This is a genomic window from Variovorax sp. J22P240, assembly GCF_030316855.1.
Lineage (GTDB): Bacteria > Pseudomonadota > Gammaproteobacteria > Burkholderiales > Burkholderiaceae_C > Variovorax.
Window position 1 is genome coordinate 399927 of record NZ_JASZYR010000003.1, and the last position, 18419, is coordinate 418345.

23 protein-coding genes are annotated in these 18419 nt (G+C 66.2%); 13 read left to right on the forward strand and 10 right to left on the reverse strand.

Going from position 1 to position 18419, the window contains the following annotated elements:
- Window positions 1-13 precede the first annotated feature (13 nt).
- Window positions 14-967, reverse strand: a complete 954-nt coding sequence (locus QTI24_RS11855) for a 2-hydroxyacid dehydrogenase (RefSeq protein WP_286600588.1) — start codon at window positions 965-967, stop codon at window positions 14-16.
- 82 nt (window positions 968-1049) lie between these two features.
- Here QTI24_RS11855 and QTI24_RS11860 point away from each other — a divergent pair, with 82 nt between their 5' ends.
- A complete protein-coding gene (locus tag QTI24_RS11860) occupies window positions 1050-2213 on the forward strand; it encodes a citrate synthase family protein (RefSeq protein ID WP_286600589.1) in 1164 nt (387 codons plus the stop codon).
- Window positions 2214-2346: 133 nt separating this feature from the next.
- Here QTI24_RS11860 and QTI24_RS11865 read toward each other — a convergent pair whose 3' ends face one another.
- Genes QTI24_RS11865 through QTI24_RS11875 form a run of 3 tightly spaced genes read right to left on the reverse strand, consistent with a single transcriptional unit; the run spans window position 2347 to window position 4152 of the window.
- Window positions 2347-3000: a sugar transferase gene (locus tag QTI24_RS11865; protein ID WP_286600590.1), complete on the reverse strand. Its 654-nt coding sequence runs from the start codon at window positions 2998-3000 to the stop codon at window positions 2347-2349.
- The gene (locus QTI24_RS11870; RefSeq protein WP_286600592.1) at window positions 3000-3506 is read right to left on the reverse strand and encodes a DUF2262 domain-containing protein; all 507 of its coding nucleotides are present in this window, start codon (window positions 3504-3506) and stop codon (window positions 3000-3002) included. Before QTI24_RS11870 ends, QTI24_RS11865 begins: the two co-directional genes overlap by 1 nt.
- Window positions 3499-4152, reverse strand: coding sequence for a hypothetical protein (locus QTI24_RS11875; RefSeq protein WP_286600594.1), 654 nt, complete (start codon window positions 4150-4152; stop codon window positions 3499-3501). The genes QTI24_RS11870 and QTI24_RS11875 overlap by 8 nt, the downstream gene beginning before the upstream one ends.
- Before the next feature lie 785 nt (window positions 4153-4937).
- Here QTI24_RS11875 and QTI24_RS11880 point away from each other — a divergent pair.
- The gene (locus tag QTI24_RS11880; protein WP_286600597.1) at window positions 4938-5402 is read left to right on the forward strand and encodes a hypothetical protein; all 465 of its coding nucleotides are present in this window, start codon (window positions 4938-4940) and stop codon (window positions 5400-5402) included.
- Here the strand turns inward: QTI24_RS11880 and QTI24_RS11885 are convergent.
- Window positions 5377-5721: a hypothetical protein gene (locus QTI24_RS11885; protein ID WP_286600598.1), complete on the reverse strand. Its 345-nt coding sequence runs from the start codon at window positions 5719-5721 to the stop codon at window positions 5377-5379. The genes QTI24_RS11880 and QTI24_RS11885 overlap by 26 nt on opposite strands.
- A gap of 546 nt (window positions 5722-6267) precedes the next feature.
- On the opposite strand from QTI24_RS11885, the gene QTI24_RS11890 reads away from it, so the two are divergent.
- The 3 genes from QTI24_RS11890 to QTI24_RS11900 are packed head-to-tail and all read left to right on the forward strand — an operon-like array spanning window position 6268 to window position 8767.
- On the forward strand, window positions 6268-7194 hold the full coding sequence (locus QTI24_RS11890) for a DUF6502 family protein (protein ID WP_286600600.1): 927 nt from the start codon (window positions 6268-6270) through the stop codon (window positions 7192-7194).
- The gene (locus QTI24_RS11895) at window positions 7191-8540 is read left to right on the forward strand and encodes a DUF5666 domain-containing protein (RefSeq protein WP_286600601.1); all 1350 of its coding nucleotides are present in this window, start codon (window positions 7191-7193) and stop codon (window positions 8538-8540) included. Before QTI24_RS11890 ends, QTI24_RS11895 begins: the two co-directional genes overlap by 4 nt.
- Window positions 8541-8545: 5 nt before the next feature.
- Complete coding sequence (locus tag QTI24_RS11900; protein WP_286600602.1) at window positions 8546-8767, forward strand: hypothetical protein; 222 nt, start codon at window positions 8546-8548, stop codon at window positions 8765-8767.
- A gap of 18 nt (window positions 8768-8785) precedes the next feature.
- Here QTI24_RS11900 and QTI24_RS11905 read toward each other — a convergent pair whose 3' ends face one another.
- Both QTI24_RS11905 and QTI24_RS11910 read right to left on the reverse strand, forming a co-directional pair.
- Window positions 8786-9250 carry a GAF domain-containing protein gene (locus QTI24_RS11905; RefSeq protein ID WP_286600603.1) on the reverse strand — a complete coding sequence of 155 codons (465 nt, stop codon included), beginning with the start codon at window positions 9248-9250 and terminating at the stop codon, window positions 8786-8788.
- 34 nt (window positions 9251-9284) lie between these two features.
- A complete protein-coding gene (locus QTI24_RS11910; protein WP_286600604.1) occupies window positions 9285-9476 on the reverse strand; it encodes a hypothetical protein in 192 nt (63 codons plus the stop codon).
- Window positions 9477-9625: 149 nt separating this feature from the next.
- On the opposite strand from QTI24_RS11910, the gene QTI24_RS11915 reads away from it, so the two are divergent.
- Genes QTI24_RS11915 through QTI24_RS11925 form a run of 3 tightly spaced genes read left to right on the forward strand, consistent with a single transcriptional unit; the run spans window position 9626 to window position 13178 of the window.
- On the forward strand, window positions 9626-11023 hold the full coding sequence (locus QTI24_RS11915; protein WP_286600605.1) for a phenylacetate--CoA ligase family protein: 1398 nt from the start codon (window positions 9626-9628) through the stop codon (window positions 11021-11023).
- Between the two features lie 31 nt (window positions 11024-11054).
- Window positions 11055-11264: a hypothetical protein gene (locus tag QTI24_RS11920; RefSeq protein WP_286600607.1), complete on the forward strand. Its 210-nt coding sequence runs from the start codon at window positions 11055-11057 to the stop codon at window positions 11262-11264.
- A 6-nt stretch (window positions 11265-11270) separates the two neighbouring features.
- Window positions 11271-13178 (forward strand): hypothetical protein, encoded by a 1908-nt coding sequence (locus QTI24_RS11925; RefSeq protein ID WP_286600610.1) that lies wholly within the window; start codon window positions 11271-11273, stop codon window positions 13176-13178.
- Window positions 13179-13194: 16 nt separating this feature from the next.
- Here QTI24_RS11925 and QTI24_RS11930 read toward each other — a convergent pair whose 3' ends face one another.
- On the reverse strand, window positions 13195-13467 hold the full coding sequence (locus QTI24_RS11930; RefSeq protein WP_286600611.1) for a hypothetical protein: 273 nt from the start codon (window positions 13465-13467) through the stop codon (window positions 13195-13197).
- Between the two features lie 140 nt (window positions 13468-13607).
- Between QTI24_RS11930 and QTI24_RS11935 the strand changes: the two genes are divergently transcribed.
- The 5 genes from QTI24_RS11935 to QTI24_RS11955 all read left to right on the forward strand — a co-directional run bounded on the left by QTI24_RS11935 (window position 13608) and on the right by QTI24_RS11955 (window position 16643).
- Entirely contained in the window at window positions 13608-14639 is a 1032-nt protein-coding gene (locus tag QTI24_RS11935) for a 1-acyl-sn-glycerol-3-phosphate acyltransferase (protein WP_286600612.1), read from the forward strand.
- A gap of 102 nt (window positions 14640-14741) precedes the next feature.
- On the forward strand, window positions 14742-15134 hold the full coding sequence (locus QTI24_RS11940) for an ABC transporter substrate binding protein (protein ID WP_286600613.1): 393 nt from the start codon (window positions 14742-14744) through the stop codon (window positions 15132-15134).
- A gap of 130 nt (window positions 15135-15264) precedes the next feature.
- Window positions 15265-15417, forward strand: a complete 153-nt coding sequence (locus QTI24_RS11945) for a hypothetical protein (protein WP_286600614.1) — start codon at window positions 15265-15267, stop codon at window positions 15415-15417.
- A 21-nt stretch (window positions 15418-15438) separates the two neighbouring features.
- Window positions 15439-15936: a septal ring lytic transglycosylase RlpA family protein gene (locus QTI24_RS31630; RefSeq protein ID WP_503011244.1), complete on the forward strand. Its 498-nt coding sequence runs from the start codon at window positions 15439-15441 to the stop codon at window positions 15934-15936.
- Window positions 15937-16028: 92 nt separating this feature from the next.
- Window positions 16029-16643, forward strand: coding sequence for a carbonic anhydrase (locus QTI24_RS11955; RefSeq protein WP_286600618.1), 615 nt, complete (start codon window positions 16029-16031; stop codon window positions 16641-16643).
- Between the two features lie 12 nt (window positions 16644-16655).
- Here the strand turns inward: QTI24_RS11955 and QTI24_RS11960 are convergent, their stop codons facing one another.
- Both QTI24_RS11960 and QTI24_RS11965 read right to left on the reverse strand, forming a co-directional pair.
- Complete coding sequence (locus tag QTI24_RS11960; RefSeq protein WP_286600620.1) at window positions 16656-17549, reverse strand: SDR family NAD(P)-dependent oxidoreductase; 894 nt, start codon at window positions 17547-17549, stop codon at window positions 16656-16658.
- A 34-nt stretch (window positions 17550-17583) separates the two neighbouring features.
- Entirely contained in the window at window positions 17584-18327 is a 744-nt protein-coding gene (locus QTI24_RS11965) for an SDR family oxidoreductase (RefSeq protein ID WP_286600621.1), read from the reverse strand.
- Window positions 18328-18419 lie beyond the last annotated feature (92 nt).

Sequence of the window (18419 nt, forward strand, 5' to 3'; positions counted from 1 at the left end):
GAGCGCTGCCGCCTCAAGTGGTCAGGCTCATCGCCGGGCGTTCGCCTGCCAGAGCTTGGGCGACGCTGTCGAGCACCATCTCGGCCATGGCGGTGCGGGTCTCCCATGTGGCGCTGGCGCGGTGGGCCTGGAGGGTCACGCTGTCGGACTGGCGCAGCATCGGGGGAACGCGGGGTTCGTCGACGAACACGTCCAGGCCCGCACCGGCAATGCGGCCGCCAGCGAGCGCGTCCGTCAGGTCAGGCTCATTGACCAGACGACCACGAGCGACGTTGACCAGGAAGCCGTGCGGGCCGAGCGCGTCGAGCACGGCCGCGTTGACGATGCCTTCGGCCTTGTCCGCCGCCGCGCACAGCACGAGCGCGTCGGAGTCCCGCGCGAGGTCCACCAGGTCTGGCACGAACCGGTGCGCGATGTCGTCCATGGGGCGCAGGTCGGTGTAGCTGATCGGGCAGCCAAAGGCCGCCGCCCGCACCGCGACGGCGCGACCCACCCGCCCCATTCCGACGATGCCGACGCGCATGCCGCTGAACCGGCGGGCGAGCGGAATGGCGCTGGGCTGGGGGCGGAGTTCCCACTGGCCGTCTCGCACGAAACGGTCGCCGGCACAGAGGTTCCGGCAAGCGGCGATCAGCAATCCGATGGCCAGGTCGGCCACGTCTTCGGTCAGCGCGCCCAGGGTCGCGGTGACGGGCAGGCCGCGGTCGCGACAGTAGGCCAGATCCACCGCGTCGGTGCCAACGCCGTTGACGGCCACGACCTTGAGGCCGGGCAACTGCTCCAGCATCGCCCGCGAAATGCCGGTGTGCCCTCCGGTGATCACGGCGTCGATGGATTCGCCATGTTCACGCAGCCAGGCCTCCGGGTCGGTGACCTCGAAGTGCTTGTGGACCGTGTAGAGCGATGCGAGCTTGTCGTTGATCGCGGGGATCAGGATGGGATTGAGTTGCAGGACATTTGGCTTCATGCGACGCATGGTAGTAAATGATTGACATACAAAGCAAGATTGACGCTTAAAATCAATATAAATAAACTTCCTGCGTCAGACCATGGCTTCCTGGATATCGATGGAAGAGGCGTGCCGCCTCCTCGGGGTGCAGCCCCAGACGATTTACGCCTACGTGAGCCGCGGCAAGCTCGAAGTCATGCCCGATCCGGCCCATGCGCGACGCAGCCTGTACCGTGCCGAGGACGTTGCCGGCCTGGCCAAACGCAAGCAGGCCGGCCGCAAGCACGAGACCCTGGCCGCCAACACGCTGTTCGGCTCGGAGCCCAGCATCCCGACGGCGCTCTGTGCGTTCTTTCGGGGGCGCCCGTATTACCGGGGGCAGGACGCCGTGACTCTGGCCCGATCGGCCGCAGTGGAGGATGTGGCCCGACTGCTGTGGGGCGCCGAGCAATCCGTCGACTTTTCGTGCTCCGCGCCGATGCGTTCGGGCAAGCCGGGGCGAGACGCTGCTTTCACGGCCTTGGCCGGGCTGGCGGCCGCCGGCCTTTCCACCCGTGGGCGCCTGACCCGGGTGCTGCACAACGAGAGCCAGGGTCTGGTGGGAGAACTCGGCAATGCATTCGGCGCCCGACCGGGGCACGAGCCGCTGCATCTGCGCTTCGCGAAAGGGTGGAAACAATCGCCCCGCGTGGCTGATCTGCTGCGAACGGCCATGGTGCTGCTGGTCGACCACGAACTGACGAGTTCAGCCTTCGTCGCACGCATCGCGGCCTCGACCGGTGCCTCGTTGCCGGCATCCCTTCTGGCTGGCTTGACCACGCTCTCGGGCCCCTTGCACGGCGATGCTTCAGGCCGCGTCCAGGCGCTGTTCAGCGAAGTGGAGCGACTGGGCGAGGACGCGGTGGTGGCCCACTACCTGTCGACGGGGCTGCCCTTGGCAGGGTTCGGCCACCACCTCTATCCAGATGGCGATCCGCGCGCGGCCGCGTTGCTGGAACTCTTCGAACCCCCGGAGGTGATCGCGCGCTTCATCCAGAAGGTGACGACGCTGACCGGCTTGCAGCCCAACATCGACGTGGCCCTGGCCGCGCTGGTTGCGCACCATCGACTTCCCGCCGATGCGGCCTTTGGCCTGTTCGCCACGGCGCGCAGCGTCGGGCTCCTGGCCCACAGCCTGGAGCAACTGGGCGTGACGCAAGTGATCCGCCCACGCGGGCGCTATGTGGGCCCGATGCCCAGCCTGCCGCAGGCCGCCCGGGCCTAGCCGTCGAGCCGGTTGGGCCGATAGAGAGGACCGTCCTGATGATGCCTCCCTATTCGTCCACCTGCTGCCTGAGAAGAATGTTTGGCCAGGATGCAGTGAGAGACGCTATCGACCGCCGTGCTGGATGAGTCGATCAGGAAGACCCATCGCCGCTCAGAACGACCCAGAAGGTGCGCGCGAGAATCCTTGCGTCAAGTCGCAGGGACCACTCCGTCGCATATCGGGCGTCAAGGGCGACGCGCGCAGCGTAGGGGAGGCGATTGCGGCCGCTCACCTGCCACAGGCCGGTGATGCCGGGTCGCATGTGGCAGTAGTGGGTCCATCTGCGACCGTACAGACTGCGCTGGCGAACCATGCAAGGACGAGGACCGACCAGGCTCATGTCGCCTTTCAACACGTTGTAGAACTGTGGCAGTTCGTCGAGGCTGAGCCTTCTGATCACCCTCCCGACGCGCGTGATGCGGGGATCGTTCTCCAGCTTCTGGAACTGCTCCCATCGGGTTCGAGCCGCCGGGTCGTGCTTCAGATGGCGCTCGAGAACTTCGTCCGCCCCCTTCATCATCGAACGGAACTTGTAGCAGCGAAAGGTGCGGCCGCCGTGACCCAGGCGCGTCTGCCCGTAGTGGACCGGACCACCCGTTCCGACGAGCACGGCCGTGGCAACAATCAGGTAAAGCGGTCCGAGGAAAACGAAGAAGGCCAACGCTCCCACAATGTCAACCGAGCGTTTGATCGCTCTCTGACAGCCTGTGAGGCAGTACGGTTGCGGGGGCGTTTCCGGTTGCATCACACGTGCAGGTCGATCCGAACTTTGTTGAAGTCGACTCCGTCCAATGACGTGACGCTGAAGTTGTGCTTCCAGGACATCTCTTCACATGCGAAGCTCAAGGTGACACGTTCGCTGCCGGTGACCTGCACCATGGACAGCATGAGTGAAGCGCAGAACTCGGCTTTCGATCTCGGGGGCTTCTCGAACATTTCCATGATGCCGCCGTCGTTGATCCGCTCGCCGAAGCGCCAGTCGGAGTTGTAGGCATCCAGCGCGTCTGCTGCGACAAGGCCTCGCCCCCTGTCGTTCAGAGCCGATATGTTTTTCATGACTTTTTCGGCGAGGGAGAGCGACGCCTCGATGGGCTGGCCGTCCGCGTTGATCGATACGACGATGACACCGTGCTCGGATTCGATTCTTCCCTGTAGAACTCCGGAAGCGCCACTGAGGTGACCCATTGCCGGATGGTCGATTCCTGGCAAAGGGAAGTTCGCCTTTCTCTTCTTCCCGAATAGTTCAAACATGGTGCTCGCGCTCATCAACGGCCGGGGCCACCGCCGCCACCGGGACCACCACCACCGGGACCACCACCACCGGGACCACCGCCGCCACCGGGGCCACCGCCGCCACCGGGGCCACCGCCGCCACCGGGACCACCGCCGCCACCGGGACCACCGCCGCCACCGGGACCACCGCCGCCACCGGGACCACCACCGCCACCGGGACCACCGCCGCCACCGGGGCCACCACCGCCACCGGGGCCACCACCGCCACCGGGGCCACCACCGCCACCGGGGCCACCACCGCCACCGGGACCACCACCGCCACCGGGACCACCACCGCCACCGCCTGCACCACCGCCTGCACCGCCACCTGCGCCGCCACCTGCACCACCGCCTGCGCCGCCACCTGCACCGCCACCTGCACCGCCGCCTGCACCACCACCTGCACCGCCACCTGCGCCGCCACCTGCACCGCCACCTGCGCCACCGCCTGCGCCACCACCTGCGCCACCACCTGCGCCACCACCTGCGCCACCGCCTGCGCCACCGCCTGCGCCACCGCCTGCGCCACCACCTGCGCCACCGCCTGCGCCACCACCTGCGCCACCACCTGCGCCACCGGCGGCTCCGGCGCCGCTACTGCCCGCGGCCCCACCGCCGGATCCATTGCCCGCGCCAGCGCCGGGGCCGCTGCCGCCTGGATCCGCGCCGATGGCGCTGGCGAAATTGCCAATCGGCCCCGTACCTTTGGATGCCGTTGTCACGTTCGTCGCTTGACTCGACGATGCGCTAGAGACCGCTGCGGCAGAAGAATTCGCCGCTTGAGCCCCCAGCACGGGGACGCTCACACAGATGGCTTCGCCAAAGGGGTTGTACCGATCGCAAGGTGTCGTGCCGCCTGCCGTTCGAGCCGTTCGAGCCGTGCGGTTTTGAATCGGTGCGATCAGAGGCTTCGCCGATGAGGGGCTGTCGATGCGAGGCTGTTCGATTCGGACCGGGCGCTCGATAGCAGCGACGACGGGCTCGGCTGCAATTTGGCGGCCTCCTGTGACCGTGCGCAGCGCGGTAGTGGTCCTCGCCACGCTCCTCTCGCGCTGCAGCGCGCCGGCGCGAGCCGGCTGTGGTGCCTGCCGCACTTGCCTTGTCGGAACCTGAGAATCCTGGGCGTCCGAGCTTCGTGGCTCCGCAGCTTGCAATGCATCGGCAGGCTGTCGTGCTTCGGAGGCTTGTTCTCCTGACGCCGCGACCGGCGCCTGCGCGGGCGCTGTCGCGACGGCCTGCGTTTCCGGCGGAGCCTCCTGCTGCGAGGGTGCGGATTCGGCGTGCGGTTGGGCCATCGGAGCGACCGCAACCGACGCAACCGGCTCGGCCGCCGGACCCGAATCCATCGCCGGCTCCGGAAGCGACACAGCCGGCGACTCGGACTGTTGCCAATGGATCTGCGCCGCGCCGGTGGATGGCGCCAGGCTGCGCTCGACGGTACGGTTCCAGTACCAGAAGACGAACGAAGCGATCGACAGGACAACGACCATCAGCAACAGCACGACCGGGACGTCGAGGCCGCCGGGCAGAACCAACTGCCTGGCGAGCTGGCGCTTTTCGGTGGTGCGCGGTACGACGAAGAGATCGCTCGTCGCCGCCGCCGGCAACCGTGCGGGTGCGGGCATCGGCATCGATATGGGTATCGATATCGACACAGGCTGCGCAAGCCTGGGAACCCTCGCGACTCTTGTCGGCCGTCCCTCAGGCAAGGACCCCGCGGAGACATTCGCTGCCGTACGAATTCCGGAGAACTTGCCCGCGCATCCCCGGCAGTACCTCGCGCGGTCTCTGTTTGCCGTGTGGCAGGACTCGCAGAACTTCGTCATGGCGATGTCGGCCAGGCCGCAAGTCACGGAATCGGTATGGATGCGGTGATGACCACCAGCACGTTGATCACCACCGAGAAGGCCGCGAAGTCCATGACCGACGCCCGCTCCGGCATCCCGAGCGCATGCCACGGAAACACCTTCTGCCGCAGAGTGCTCGTGCCTTCCTTGGCCGCATAGTGCGCCGGCAGCTTGTGCGAGCAACACTTGCAGTGATGCGCAGAACCCATGTTGATGGTGTTGCATGCATCGCAGATCTCGACCGAAGGACTCCCCATTTGCATCCTTGCCAAGTCGACCAGACTGCCAAACGCAACGGGTGTCGACGTGCGCGCGGTTTCGGAAAGGGAAATGGCGGCAGTGCTCATGATGACTCTCCTTGACGTGGGTCTGCTGTGCGATCCGTTGAAGGCGACACGCCCCGGCAAGGCGGTTGCACCTTGGCTCGGCCGAAGCAGCGCTTCAATCGCCGTTCGGTCACTGCGAGTCTTGCAAAGAGCTGAAGGTCGAATTCCGACGGGCCCGGACCGCTGCCTTCGACGTCACGCCGGAACGCACAAACGATGCGTGCCTGGACGGCCTCTCTCGCATTCGCTGCAGCAACCCATGCCTTGCGCGCGCTCATCGCGTGGGGAGCCAATGACTCTCGCGGCGTCCCAAAGCGGTATCGCAAATCGAGAACCGGCTGTCTCGTTCCCCGGCGCGACGGATCTCTGTTGCGAATGAAAGGTCGTGGCATCGCGCTCTCCCGAGACAGTTAGGTGCATGTGAAATCTGTATGTGAAAAATTCACATCCATAGTGCTCTTGTCTTATAGTGACCGCCAGCGATTTGTAAGACAGGAGCGCTTGTCTTTGTCCAGTTGGTAACCGGCCGTAATGTCGTGTCGCTATCGACCAAGGGCAATCAATTCCATGGCCACCAAACACACGGGTTCGAAAAGCGCCAGGCATGGTCGGGAACCGCGCGTGCCGCGGCTGCCAATCGCTCAGGCGAGGGAAGGCCAGCTCGCGTGGGTGCTCGGCGCTTGCGAGCGGGTGCTGCGGCCGCTGGTGAGACTCGCACTGGCCTTTGGCATCAAGCACGCGCAACTGGAAGAAGTGCTCCGCGACGTCCTGCTCGATGAGGCCCGCCGCGCATGGCTCGAGCAAGGTACCGAGCCCAACATCAGCCAGTTGTCGGTGACGACCGGATTGAACCGCAAGGCCGTGACCAGCAGGGTCCGCGAACAAACGGTTTCGTTGCCGCAAACCGAGATGTCGGCCGAGGCGAGAACCCTGACGTTGTGGCTGCAGATGTTTGCCGACAACCCGGCCCACCGCTTGCTGCCGATCGTGTCCGATGAAGAGTCGACGCCTTCCTTCGAGGCTGTCGCGCGGCGTGCGAGCCGGGGCAACGTGCACCACCGCGCCATTCTGGATGAGCTGGTGCGCCTGAACATGGCGATCGAACGCGATGGCATGACGGAACTGGCAGTGGCGGGCTTCGTGCCGGCGAGCGATCTGAAGGGAATGCTCTCGTTCCTGGGTGACAACGCGCGGGACCATCTGCTGGCGGGCGTCTCGAACACCGTCGGGGCAAAGCCGCCGCTGCTCGAGCGGTCGGTGTTCGCGGCCGGCATCTCGCTCGAGGAGTGCGAGCGCATTCACCGGCTCGCACGCGAACGTTGGGGTGAGCTCCACCATGAGATGACACGCGAAATGAGGCGCGCCTACGAGGCGGCGGACAAGGGGGATTCGGGGCGCATCCGGGTCGGCATCTACACGTACTACGAAGATGCCAAGGCCGAGGTGAACGCCGCGCAGCCCGTCACTCGAAATTCCTCGGAGAGTAAAAAATGACGAACATCCTGCTGCGCAATGGCTTCCTGTCGCTGATGGTGGCCCTCCTGCTGTCGTGCGGAGGCGGCGGAGGGGGCGGTGGCGGAGCGGCGCTCGTGGGCGCATCGGCGCTGGGGGCTGGCGGACCGGCTCTTGGCGTTGCGGGTGATGTCGGCCCGGGCGGTGACACGAGCCCGAGCGGGGCCGGCAACGGCATTGGCGGAATTGCATCGGACGACGGAAGCTCCACCACCGCATCGAGCGGCGATGACGGCTCCGGCGTGGGGTCCGGCGGCACCGGCGTGAGCACGGCCGATGCCAGCGGCGTCGGCTCGGTCGATGGCGCGGGCAGCATCATCGTCAACGGCCTGCGCTACGACACGAAGACCGCCGTCGGAAATGTCGAGGACGCTCCCACGGGGCTCCAGTTGGGCATGAGCGTGAAGGTCGTCGGCCCGGTCAACGCGGACTTCACCCAGGGCATCGCACGCCGGGTCGAATCCGCTGCCGACATTCGCGGCCCGCTGACATCGGTGGATCTGGCGCAAGGCAGCTTCGTCATCCTTGGGACGACGGTGACGACCGACGAAGCCACCGTCTGGGCGGACGCGGCGGGCCTCGCCGCGATTCCGGCGGGACACACCTTGCAGGTCTGGGGCCTGCCGGCCGCGCCCGGGGTCCTGCGCGCAACACGCGTTGAGCAACGAAACCCGTCGGCACCGATTCTCACCGGCACGGTGCAGAACCTGGACGCGGTGCAACGCACCTTCACGCTCGGCGGCCTCGTGGTCGACTACGCCCGCGCGGTTCCGAGCGGGAGCCTGGACGGCCGACCGCTTGCAAACGGAACCATCGTGCGCGTTCGCGCGGACGCCGCCTCACCTGGCGGTCTCGTCGCGACGCTCGTGCAGTGGTGGTATCCGTTGCCCACCGCCGATGCCACGACAGCCCAGTTCGCGGGCATCGTCACGGGCTTCGCGGGACTGGGCTCGCTGCGCGTGCTCGGCTACCCGGTCGATGCGAGCGCCGCGCAGATCACTGGCGGTCCGACGAGCGCGATCGGCAATGGCGTGAAGGTCGAGGTGGGGGGTGTCGTGTCCGGCGGCGTGCTCCGGGCCAGCAAGCTCAAGATCCGTCATGTGCCGGGGACCGGTGGAGCCGCTTCGTTCGACCTGATCGGCAATGTCGGCGCATTCACATCGCCTTCGGACTTCCGCGTGAAGGGGCAACCGGTGAACGCTGGTGGGCGCGGCGTCGTATTCGCCAACGGCACGGCGGCGAACCTGGGCAACGGCGTGCGCGTGAACATCCACGGCACGCAGGTCGTCAACGGTGTGTTGATGGCAGCGACCGTCACTTTCGAGTGACGCCCATGTCTCTCCAACCCCTTCGCGAACTGGCCGTGACAGTCCGGGAACATGGTCCGGTCTCGTACTACTGGGTATTGATCGAACGCTCCTCTGCCGGCGATTGGGAGGAAATTTCGGTTTCCAACGACTACCAGACAAGCTGGGTCGACGCTTTCGACTCCGGCGTCGTTCAGCTGTACAAGCAGGTACCCAACGAGCTGATCGGCCCGCGCGACTGCAGTTAGTCCCGCTCCCCTGAGCGATTACCGATGGGGGTCTACGGCAAAGTCGGCAACCATCGGCGCCACCGCCTCGAGGAACTCGAAATCGGGATCCGACAGCGGAACCGGCGTGAAGTCGAAGTGGCACAGGACGCCCCACGAATGACCGCCTGGCGCCACGAGCGCGGTGCCGTGGTACGAAAACAGAATCCCGTCGTAAGCGTGTCCCGCCAGTCGCGGGTCGCGGGTCGAGTCGTCCGTACGGAAAGGCGACCCGGGCCGGACAAATTGCGCGAGGCTCTTGTTCAGCGGCAGCGCTGACAGGAAGGGCGGCAGCCTCTTTCCCAGAGCGTCGTGCAGACACACGTTCTTCAGGATGAGACCGGCGTACCGGTAAACCGCGGTGTAGCGGTGGGGCACGCGGTCATTCAGGAACGCAAGTCCCTCCGCAAGACCCCGCGTCTCGAGGATCCGCGAGAAGGCGTCCAGGACCGGAGCCGAGCTCATGCCGGATGAAGTCGCGCTCGCACGGGAGCCTCGCCTATCCACACTTGGGCGCGCAGACAAGGTGGTTCTTGCCGAGGAAGCGCTTCGAGGTCATGTTCGTGCGAAGTACGAACTTCCCGCACTTGAAGCATGACATCATGGATTCGGCGCGCGGCGTGGTGATGATGGAGCCTGACGCCTTCTTGACGTAGCGCAGACCATCCTGGGTGAGTTGTGTGTCGGCCATAACGGTCTTCATTTTACCCGGGAACAATTCAATACAAGCGGGCAGGGTGACTCGCGTGCCAAGTCCCTACCGTCCTCACGTCGTGCGCGAATCATCTTGGCGTTGCCGGCGAGTGCGTCCACCATGGCGGCCGGTCTCGCCGTCGCGCCATGCTGCCCCCCTTCGATCCCTGGCTCACGAGTCTCGTCTCCGCCGACGTGGCTGTGGCCTCTCATGCGCGCGAAGAAGCGCTTGCCGGCCGTCGGTCGCAACGCCTGGCCAGCCTGCTGAACTCGGCAGTTCGCGGATCGACGCTCTATCGCAAGCTGTTGGCAGGCCGCGATCCCGCGTGTCTTCGCCTGGAAGAGCTGCCGATCGCCCACAAGGCCGACTTGATGTGCCAGTTCGAGGATTGGGTCACCGACCCTGCGCTTCGGCTCGATGCACTGCGCCGCTTTGCATCCGACCCTTCTTGCATTGCCGACCCTTTTCTGGGCCGCTACGTGGTGTGGGAGAGTTCGGGCAGCTGCGGTGAGCCTGGATTGTTCGTGCAGGATGGCAGGGCGATGGCGGTGTATGACGCGCTCGAATTCTGGCGTGGGCCCACGCTTCAGCGCATGGCCAATCCGTGGTCCCTCGGTGAGCGCGTCGCTTTCGTCGGGGCGACCGGCGGCCACTTTGCCAGCATGGTGTCGATCGAGCGGCTGCGGCGCCTGAATCCCGCGATGACGGGCGGCCTGTGCAGCATTTCGTTCCTGCAGCCCGCCTGCGATTGGGTGGCAGAGCTCGACGCGCTCGCGCCGACCATCGTGGCGACCTATCCCAGCGTGGCTGTGCTGCTGGCGCAGGAGCGGCTGGCCGGACGGCTCAAGACCTTGCCGCGAGAGGTGTGGACTGGCGGTGAAAACCTCACGGCGGCGACGCGCGAACATCTGCAGCAAGCTTTGCACTGCCGCGTGACCAACAGCTACGGTGCCTCGGAATTCCTCGCGCTCGCCGGCGAATGCCGTTTCGGCAGTCTGCACTTGAACAGCGACTGGGCGATCCTCGAATCGGTCGACGATCGGGGTCGCGAAGTGCCGGCCGGCGAGGCCGGTGCGACCACCTTGTTGACCAATCTCGCCAACCATGTGCAGCCGCTGATCCGCTACGACCTCGGCGACCGCGTCACGCGGCGCGCTGCACCTTGCGCGTGCGGCTCCCATCACCCGGTGATTGACGTTCAGGGCCGCGATGACGACATGCTCGCGCTGGGTCGATCGGATGCGCGGGTGGTTCGAATCCCGCCGCTCGCAGTAAGCACCGTGCTCGAAGACGATGCCGGTCTGTTTGATTTCCAGCTCGAGCAGCAAGGCCCTTGCAATCTGCTGCTGCGCACAGGGTTGCAGGGCAAGGCGGCCGACTCGAGCCTCCAGAGGGCGCGGACGGTGCTCTCGGCATTTCTCGTGAGGCAGGGCGCGGACGGCATCCACATCCGCTGCCTCAGCGGCGAGACGGGGCGTTGCGGCCGCAGCGGCAAGGTGCAGAGGGTCGTGGTCCGGCTTGAAACACCTGCGGGCGTCCGCTAGGCTTGGTTCCCACATCCGCGTAAGGAAAGACATGAGCATTGCAAGTCCGTTTCCCACCGCCTTTGGAGGCCTTCAGCCGCTGCTGGATTGGCAGGCCGCATGGGTCGAGGGCCTGCTGCAGGCGCAGAGCCTCCAGTTCCAGATGCTGGGCGCCTGGCAGCACCCGTTCGCCGCGGTTCATCAGGAGCTGTGGGACCAATGGGTCGCCCATTTCGGGGGCGGCGTGCCGCTGGATGCCTAGCTTCGAATGCCCAACCCTCCCGCCATCCTCGCCGCGGCGGCCCTGGTCCTGTCTCCACTGTCTGCTCTGGCGGTCGGGCCCGCGCTGCCGGGTGACATCGTCGACGCCTCCGGCGCCATCGTGCCTGCAGCCTACGTCGCGGTCGCGGGCCAGATGGGCCGCGAGGCCGGCATCGCCTACCGCTTCGGCCCACCCGCCGGCACAGCCGCCAGGGGCGAGCCGACCTGGTACCACCGGCCCGACGTGGTCGCGCGTGGCGGCGATTCGCGCTGGCAGGTCGGCGGGCCGCGCAATCCAGGGGACCAGACCAACGACCAGGCGGCGGCCGGCAGCTACTCGACCAACCAGGCCAATGTGCTGTTCGTGCCGGACGATTCCGCTGCGCGCATCGGAGTGGCCGACATCCAGATCTCGGGCTACGAATACAACACCTTCGCCCAGCGGCCGCAACTGAGCTGGACGCGCACTGGCGTGCCCGGCGGGGGCGTCGACTCCGTCAACGCGATCGACTACAAGGCGCAGGGATTGATTGCCGGCGGGCCCGTGGCGATCGGGCGCTGCGGCGGGCGCGCGGGCTTCTGCGCCAGCAGCCTCGTCGCCTTTCAGAACGGGTTGATTGCCACTGCGGGGACCAACACGGCAACGAACCGTGCCACCGTGAAGCTCGGCGCGAACAAGGTGCCGACCGCGCTTGCGATGAGCGGCAACAGCGAGTTCGCCTTCGTCACGGTGTGGGATACGAAGACGCATCGGGGCCAGGTGGCCGTCATCGCGCTGGCCGGCCTGTGCGACGGCTGCAACCCCAACGACCGCCAGAAGCCTCACGCCTGGTACGACTGGTGGCATGAGTGGATGGGCGTGTACCCGGGCCTGCCCAACATGGGCAACATCGCCTTCATGAAGGTGCTCGGCTACGTCGATCTGCCAGGTTTGGCAGCGCCGACCGACATTGCGGTGACGACCGGCCTCGACCCGTTTCGCACCATGCTTGGCAACGGCAACTTCATGGGGCTCGAGACGCCGCTGGCGGACCCGTTCAACCGCGCGAGCTTTCGTGGCCGTGGCGACAACGACGGAAGGGTCGCAAAGGGCGGCATCGCGGTCGTCGTCTCCAAGTCGGAGCGCAAGGCGGCCTTCATCGATCTGCGGCCTCTGTTCGCGTCGATGCGCCGCACTTACTTCGAGGGGACGCAGGGCGAGTTCGATTCGACGGTGGGCCGCTTCGGCATGCGTGACGACCAGTGGCCCTATGCCTTCGCCTACTGGCCGCACCAAGCGCCCGAGCTCGTGAAGACCGTCTCGCTCGGCGCACGGCCGACCGCCGTGCGCACCACGCTGTTCGGAGAGGTGCAGCGCGCCTGGATCGCTACCGAAGACGGAACGTTGCGAATCTTCGGGCTCGGCGGGTATGCGGGTGCACCCGAAAGCGCCGTGGCCGCGTCGCCGAACGGCATCGTGCAACTCGGCACGGTGGCCATCGGCCGCAATCCGACCTCGCTCGCGATCTCGAAGAGCGCGCCCGACGACGACAGCGTCGACCCGCTCAATCGCCAGGTGCTGGTGGCATCGCGCGGCGAGCGCAAGATCCAGTGGGTGCGCTTCGCGGCCGATGGAAACAGCGGCCGTGTCGTTCGCACGCTCCAGGATTCGCGCTTCACGGACCCGATCGCCGTCGAGGATGCCGACAACTTCGCGACCGCGGGCCATGTGCTGAGCATCGCGGACTACGGAGCGAAGGCGGTCTTGAACTATCGCTACGGCAAGGTGGTGTTCGCCGACCGGGGCCACGCCTGGGCCTGCCAGCCGCCGCGTGGTTGTGGCATGGGAGCCGCGGGCGATGCACCTTTCGAGTTCGGCGGCAGCATGGCGATGCCGGGCCGACCCTTTGCGATCAGCACAGCCAACGTGCCCTAGCGAAGTCCCTCAGACCTCAGACCCGAATGCCCAGGTCGAAGCGTCGACGGTTCGTCCAGAGGTTGACCAGCGCGTCGAGTTCCGTCGCATAAATGCCTACATGGGGAGGGCCGAAAGAGCCGTCGCTGCGGGCCATGCTGCGCATGGTCGCATGCCAGAGGCCATCCGAAAGCTGCCTGTACTGGCCCAGGAACTCGCAGCCCAGTGGCGCGGCAAGCGAGAAGGCACATCGGCGCAGCAGGAGGCCATCACTCTTCGATCCTTCCACGCTTCTGGTGGACACGAGCATGTGCTCTCCATCGTCCTGGAGGACGCTTTCTCGGGGGATCTGCGTCAGCACGCCTGGCGACGGGCTTGAATGTGGCTTGTCCATGCCAACGTGTATCGGCGGTTGCCACACAAGTTGAAGGCAAGGTGTCATAAAAAAGTGTGGCCAGGGCGCTCGACGCGGCAGGAAAAGGATCGGCTCCAGCGCACCAATCTGAAAGAATGGATGCCTGCCCAGCCAGTGCAGATCCAACTCCCAGCCGGCAAATGACCGCCACCGCGTCACCATTGGTAGAGACACTCACCGAGCTCAACATCGTCGACCTGCTGGATTCGATGGGCCTGCTGCGCCTCCATGGCACTCCTTTGCGCCACTTGTTCCGGCCTGCAGCCCGCCGCTTCGCCCGGACCGCGCACGAGTTCGACGCCCGCGTCGGCGAGCATGGCCTTGCGGAAGGCAGCGCGTGGCTCATGGGCCGGATGACCGCTGGCATCGTCACCTCGGGCCTGGAATACGTTCCGCCTCAAGGCCCCGTGATCATTCTGTCAAACCATCCCGGAATGACCGACACGGTCGCACTCTTCACCAGTCTCGCGTCCCGTCCCGACCTTCGGGTGCTCGCCTTGGATCGCCCGTTCCTTCGCGCCTTGCCCAGCGTCGCGCGGCAACTGATCTTTCTGCCTGATGAAGAAGGCGGGCGCATGGCCGTCATACGAAATGCCGTGAGGCATTTGCATGAAGGCGGTGCCCTGCTGACCTTCCCGGCGGGGGAGATCGAGCCCGACCCCGCCACCTTTGGTCCGCAGCGGGCGGCGGCCTCACTGCAGAACTGGTCCAGCAGCTATACCTTGTTCGCCCGGCTGGCTCCCCGAACGCAGTTCGTGCCCGCGCTGGTGAGCCATGTCATTTCGCCGGAGGCACAGAGGCATCCGCTCACGCTGTTGCGCCGCACGGCGCGCAACAAGGAGAAGCTCGCTGCAGCGTTGCAGGTGGCGCTACCACGCTACCGCGATCTGGTCGCCAGGGTCACATTCGGCAAATCGCCGAACGCAGGACCGGACGGGGCGCAGGCGCTCGGCGCATTCATCGCAGCGCAGATGCGCCACCTGATCTTCGAGCACGGGTCGGCTCACGGTTCCGGATGTGCCGCACCTTGCGCGGCCATCGCCAAAGGCGCACGCTCCCCGCCATGAAACGACGCAAGGTACTGGGCACTGCGTGCGCCCTGGCGTTGATGCAGAACAGTTCGCGGATCAACGCGGCCGACAAGGTGCTGCGGCTCGGATGGCCTTCCGGTGGCCGTGCCGGTGGCCTACGTCTTCAGCGGCGACCCTGTCTCGGCCGGCTTCGCCAAGGGTCTCGCGCGCCCCGACTCGAACATGACCGGCCTGACGAACGAGAGTACACCGACGGCGCGGCCAGGCATCGCACGCAAGATGCCGGTCATGTCGGGCTGGCCGATCTTCGCGGACAGCGGCGCGCTCGGCGCCTACGGGCCGCGCCTCGTGGATTCGTATGCGCGGCTCGCCTCGTATGTGGACCGCATCGCCAAGGGCGCCAGGCCAGCGGACCTGCCGATCGAGCGGCCCACCACCTTCGAGCTGGTGCTGAACCTGAAGACCGCCAACGCGATCGGGCTCAAGCTGCCGCAGTCGCTGCTGGTGCGTGCCGACCGGCTCATCAGCTAAACACCGGCAGCACGCCAAGCGTCGAAAGTCAGGCCGTTCCGCCACGCAAATCGGAGGCGTCCGACACGTGGCGCACGCGCGAAAGGACAAGCTCCCTTCAGCACATCGTCGTTCGCAAAGGGAAGCCGCCATGATCCGAAAGCTGGCATCGGGCCATTACCGCCTGTATTCGCGCAAGGTCGATCCCAAGACCGGTCGACGGCGCAACCTTGGCACCTTCGACAGCCGCGCGCAGGCCGAGCACCACGAGCGCGAGGTGCAGTACTTCAAGCGGCATGGCTGATCGCCCGCGAGGCCCGCTGCCATGTCGCCCTTATCGTCTTCCCGATGCCTCGCGGCGCTCACGGCTATCGCATGCGTGCTCTCCGGGTGTGCCATCGCCCCCTCGCCGCGGGATCTGCCTTCACAAGGCTCCGACGCGCCGCAATCGACCGTGACGACTCCGACTCCTAGACCCTCTTCGGCAGCAAAGCCCGGGCTCGACCGCAGCGGCAAGAAGCAGGTCGGAAAGGCGTCGTTCTATGCTGACAAATTCACGGGCCGAAAGATGGCAGACGGCACCCGCATGGATCCTCGGGACGACAACGCTGCCAGCAAGACGCTGCCCCTCGGGACTACTGCCAGGGTGACCAACCTGGAGACGGGGCGAAGTGCGGTGGTCACCATTCAGGATCGTGGGCCGTACGTGAAGGGCCGCATCGTCGACCTCTCGCCCGCCACGGCACGCGAGATCGGCATCTCGCGAGAAGACGGCCTTGCGCAGGTCGAAGTCACGCCGTTGTCGATACCGCAGGCTGATTGACGAAGCCCGGCGATTCCAGAAGTCGCGGATTGTTCTTGGCCCCGGCTGCGCCATTGCGTAGCATCCCGGAGCAACTTCGGGAGACTCGCATCGTGACAGCCGGTCATCCAAACCCATTCACCGCGGAGCAGTCGCTCCAGCGCCTCAAAGAGGGCAACGAGCGTTTCGTCAATGGCCTCGCGCGTTTCCCGACCGTGCAGAAGGAAGTCCTCGCGGAACTCGCGAAAGGGCAGCACCCACACACCACGCTCCTGGGATGTAGCGACAGCCGCGTGCCGCCCGAACTCGTGTTCGACGCCTCGTTCGGGGAACTCTTCGTCATTCGCGTGGCGGGCAACGTACTCGGGCCCACGATCCTGGGCACGTTGCAGTACGCGGGCCTGCACCTGCACACGCCGCTCTTCGTCGTCATGGGCCATGAGGGATGCGGGGCGGTGGATGCCGCGATCGCCTCGAAGTTTCATGGCGTTGCGCAACGCAGCCGGATCGAGACCCTGCTCGAGAACATCGAGCCGGCTCTCGACGATCTCGATGCTTCACAGCCGCACGACGCGTTGCTGCACGCGGCGGTCGAGGCCAACGTGCGCCATACGGTCCAGACGCTCCTCGACACGCCGGAGGCCCAGGCGCGTCTCGAAGAAGGAAAAATGAAGCTGATAGGGGCGGTCTACGACCTCGAGTCGGGCCGGGTCCGCTTCCTGGACTGACCGCGCCCGGCTTCAGCGCCTGACTTCGGCTTCGAGTAGATCCCCCATGCCGATGCGCTTCGCGAATTCGATGCGCACGCGCTCCGACACCTCGAACACCTCGGTCGCGCCGTCGCCCACGAAGTCGATCAGCGAGCGCATCGGCCGCGTGCCGGCCGGCAGACCCACGATGCGGACGATCTCGTCGGCCACGGCCTGCGGGTCGGCGTTTTCTGGCGTGAGCGCCAAGAGGCGTTCGCCGATCTGGTCCATCACGCCGTCGTAGCGGCTGTAGGCAGCGGCGGTGGCCGCATCGGCCGGCTTGCCCGCGCTCGGGAAGTGGTCGGTGCCCCGGGTGAACGCACCCGGCACGACGATCGAAGTCTCGATGCCGAAGCGCGCGATTTCATAGGCGAGTGTCACGGCCAGCGAATCCATCGCCGCCTTGGCCGCGCCGTAGGGGCCCATGAACGGCGGAAAGCCGCCTTTGGTGGTCGTGCTGCTGATCCACAGCATCAGCCCCGACTCCTGCTTGCGGAGATACGGCAGCACTGCGCGGTTCACGCGCTGGGCGCCGAGCACATTGGTGTCGAACACCTTCGTGATCTCCTCGGGGGTGAACGCCTCGGTCGGCCCGACCACGAGGTGGCCCGCGTTCTGCATCACCACGTCGAGATGGCCCTGCTCGCGAACGATGGTTGCCGCAGCCGCATCGGCTGACGATTGCGAGAGCACGTCGAGTTCGAGCGGATGCAACTGAAGCCCCTTGGCCGCTGCCAGCGCACGCAACTCGGCGGCGCGGCCGTTGTTGCGCCCTGCGATGTCGCGCATCGATGCATAGACGATGTGGCCCGCTTCGGCGAGGGACTGGGCGGTGAGCTTGCCGATGCCGGTGCCGGCGCCGGTGACGAGGATGACGGATTGCATGATGGAACTCCTTGGATGAATGCGAGGGGGAAACTCAGGCGACGCCGCCGTTGGCGCGCAAGATCTGGCCGTTGACCCAGCCCGCATCCGGGCCGGCGAGGAAGGACACCACCGAGGCGATGTCCTCGGGCTGGCCGAGTCGCTGCAGCGGCGGCATCTTTGCGAAGGTCTGGATCTGTTCGTCGGTCTTGCCGTCGAGGAAGAGCGAGGTGGCGATCGGGCCCGGTGCCACGGCGTTCACCGTGATGTTGCGGCCGCGCAGTTCCTTGGCAAACACGTGCGTGAAGGCCTCGACCGCCGCCTTCGTGGCGTTGTAGATCGCGTAGCCGGGCATGTTCAGCGCGAGCGTGGTGCTCGAGAAGTTGACGATGCGCCCGCCTTCGTTGAGCCGAGTGGCGGCTTCGCGCAGCGTGTTGAAGGTGCCGCGCACGTTGATGTCGAAGCTCTGGTCGTAGAGCGCATCACTGTGCTCGGCCAGCGGCACGGTCTTCAGTACGCCGGCGTTGTTGATCAGCACGTCGACCTGGCCGAGTTGCTTCTCGACGGTGTCGAACATGCGGCGCACCTCCTCGGCATTCGCCACGTCGGCCTGCACCGCGATGGCCTTTGCGCCAGCGGCCGTGAGTTCGGCGACCAGCGCATCGGCTTGCGCGGAGCCCGAGGCGTAGTTGATGGCGACGGCAAAGCCGTCCCTGGCGAGCCGCTGCGCGACGGCGGCGCCGATGCCGCGCGACGCGCCGGTGACGATGGCGACCTGGTTGGGGCGAGAGGTATTCATGGTGCGAGTCCTTCGTGTGGTGGATGGGTGGACGAATGGTCGACCATTCACGTCGAAAGATAATCACCGGACAATTGCCAACACTATTCCAG

Excerpts from the sequence above, each read along its gene's own strand:
- QTI24_RS11930 (WP_286600611.1), bottom strand. The coding sequence starts at position 13,467 with ATGCTCGTGTCCACCAGAAGCGTGGAAGGATCGAAGAGTGATGGCCTC.
- QTI24_RS31630 (WP_503011244.1), top strand. The coding sequence starts at position 15,439 with ATGTCGCCCTTATCGTCTTCCCGATGCCTCGCGGCGCTCACGGCTATC.
- QTI24_RS11925 (WP_286600610.1), top strand. The coding sequence starts at position 11,271 with ATGCCCAACCCTCCCGCCATCCTCGCCGCGGCGGCCCTGGTCCTGTCT.
- QTI24_RS11885 (WP_286600598.1), bottom strand. The coding sequence starts at position 5,721 with ATGAGCACTGCCGCCATTTCCCTTTCCGAAACCGCGCGCACGTCGACA.
- QTI24_RS11870 (WP_286600592.1), bottom strand. The coding sequence starts at position 3,506 with ATGTTTGAACTATTCGGGAAGAAGAGAAAGGCGAACTTCCCTTTGCCA.
- QTI24_RS11895 (WP_286600601.1), top strand. The coding sequence starts at position 7,191 with ATGACGAACATCCTGCTGCGCAATGGCTTCCTGTCGCTGATGGTGGCC.
- QTI24_RS11905 (WP_286600603.1), bottom strand. The coding sequence starts at position 9,250 with ATGAGCTCGGCTCCGGTCCTGGACGCCTTCTCGCGGATCCTCGAGACG.
- QTI24_RS11945 (WP_286600614.1), top strand. The coding sequence starts at position 15,265 with ATGATCCGAAAGCTGGCATCGGGCCATTACCGCCTGTATTCGCGCAAG.
- QTI24_RS11900 (WP_286600602.1), top strand. The coding sequence starts at position 8,546 with ATGTCTCTCCAACCCCTTCGCGAACTGGCCGTGACAGTCCGGGAACAT.
- QTI24_RS11960 (WP_286600620.1), bottom strand. The coding sequence starts at position 17,549 with ATGCAATCCGTCATCCTCGTCACCGGCGCCGGCACCGGCATCGGCAAG.
- QTI24_RS11865 (WP_286600590.1), bottom strand. The coding sequence starts at position 3,000 with ATGCAACCGGAAACGCCCCCGCAACCGTACTGCCTCACAGGCTGTCAG.
- QTI24_RS11910 (WP_286600604.1), bottom strand. The coding sequence starts at position 9,476 with ATGGCCGACACACAACTCACCCAGGATGGTCTGCGCTACGTCAAGAAG.
- QTI24_RS11920 (WP_286600607.1), top strand. The coding sequence starts at position 11,055 with ATGAGCATTGCAAGTCCGTTTCCCACCGCCTTTGGAGGCCTTCAGCCG.
- QTI24_RS11855 (WP_286600588.1), bottom strand. The coding sequence starts at position 967 with ATGAAGCCAAATGTCCTGCAACTCAATCCCATCCTGATCCCCGCGATC.
- QTI24_RS11860 (WP_286600589.1), top strand. The coding sequence starts at position 1,050 with ATGGCTTCCTGGATATCGATGGAAGAGGCGTGCCGCCTCCTCGGGGTG.
- QTI24_RS11890 (WP_286600600.1), top strand. The coding sequence starts at position 6,268 with ATGGCCACCAAACACACGGGTTCGAAAAGCGCCAGGCATGGTCGGGAA.
- QTI24_RS11915 (WP_286600605.1), top strand. The coding sequence starts at position 9,626 with ATGCTGCCCCCCTTCGATCCCTGGCTCACGAGTCTCGTCTCCGCCGAC.
- QTI24_RS11875 (WP_286600594.1), bottom strand. The coding sequence starts at position 4,152 with ATGGATCCGGCGGTGGGGCCGCGGGCAGTAGCGGCGCCGGAGCCGCCG.
- QTI24_RS11965 (WP_286600621.1), bottom strand. The coding sequence starts at position 18,327 with ATGAATACCTCTCGCCCCAACCAGGTCGCCATCGTCACCGGCGCGTCG.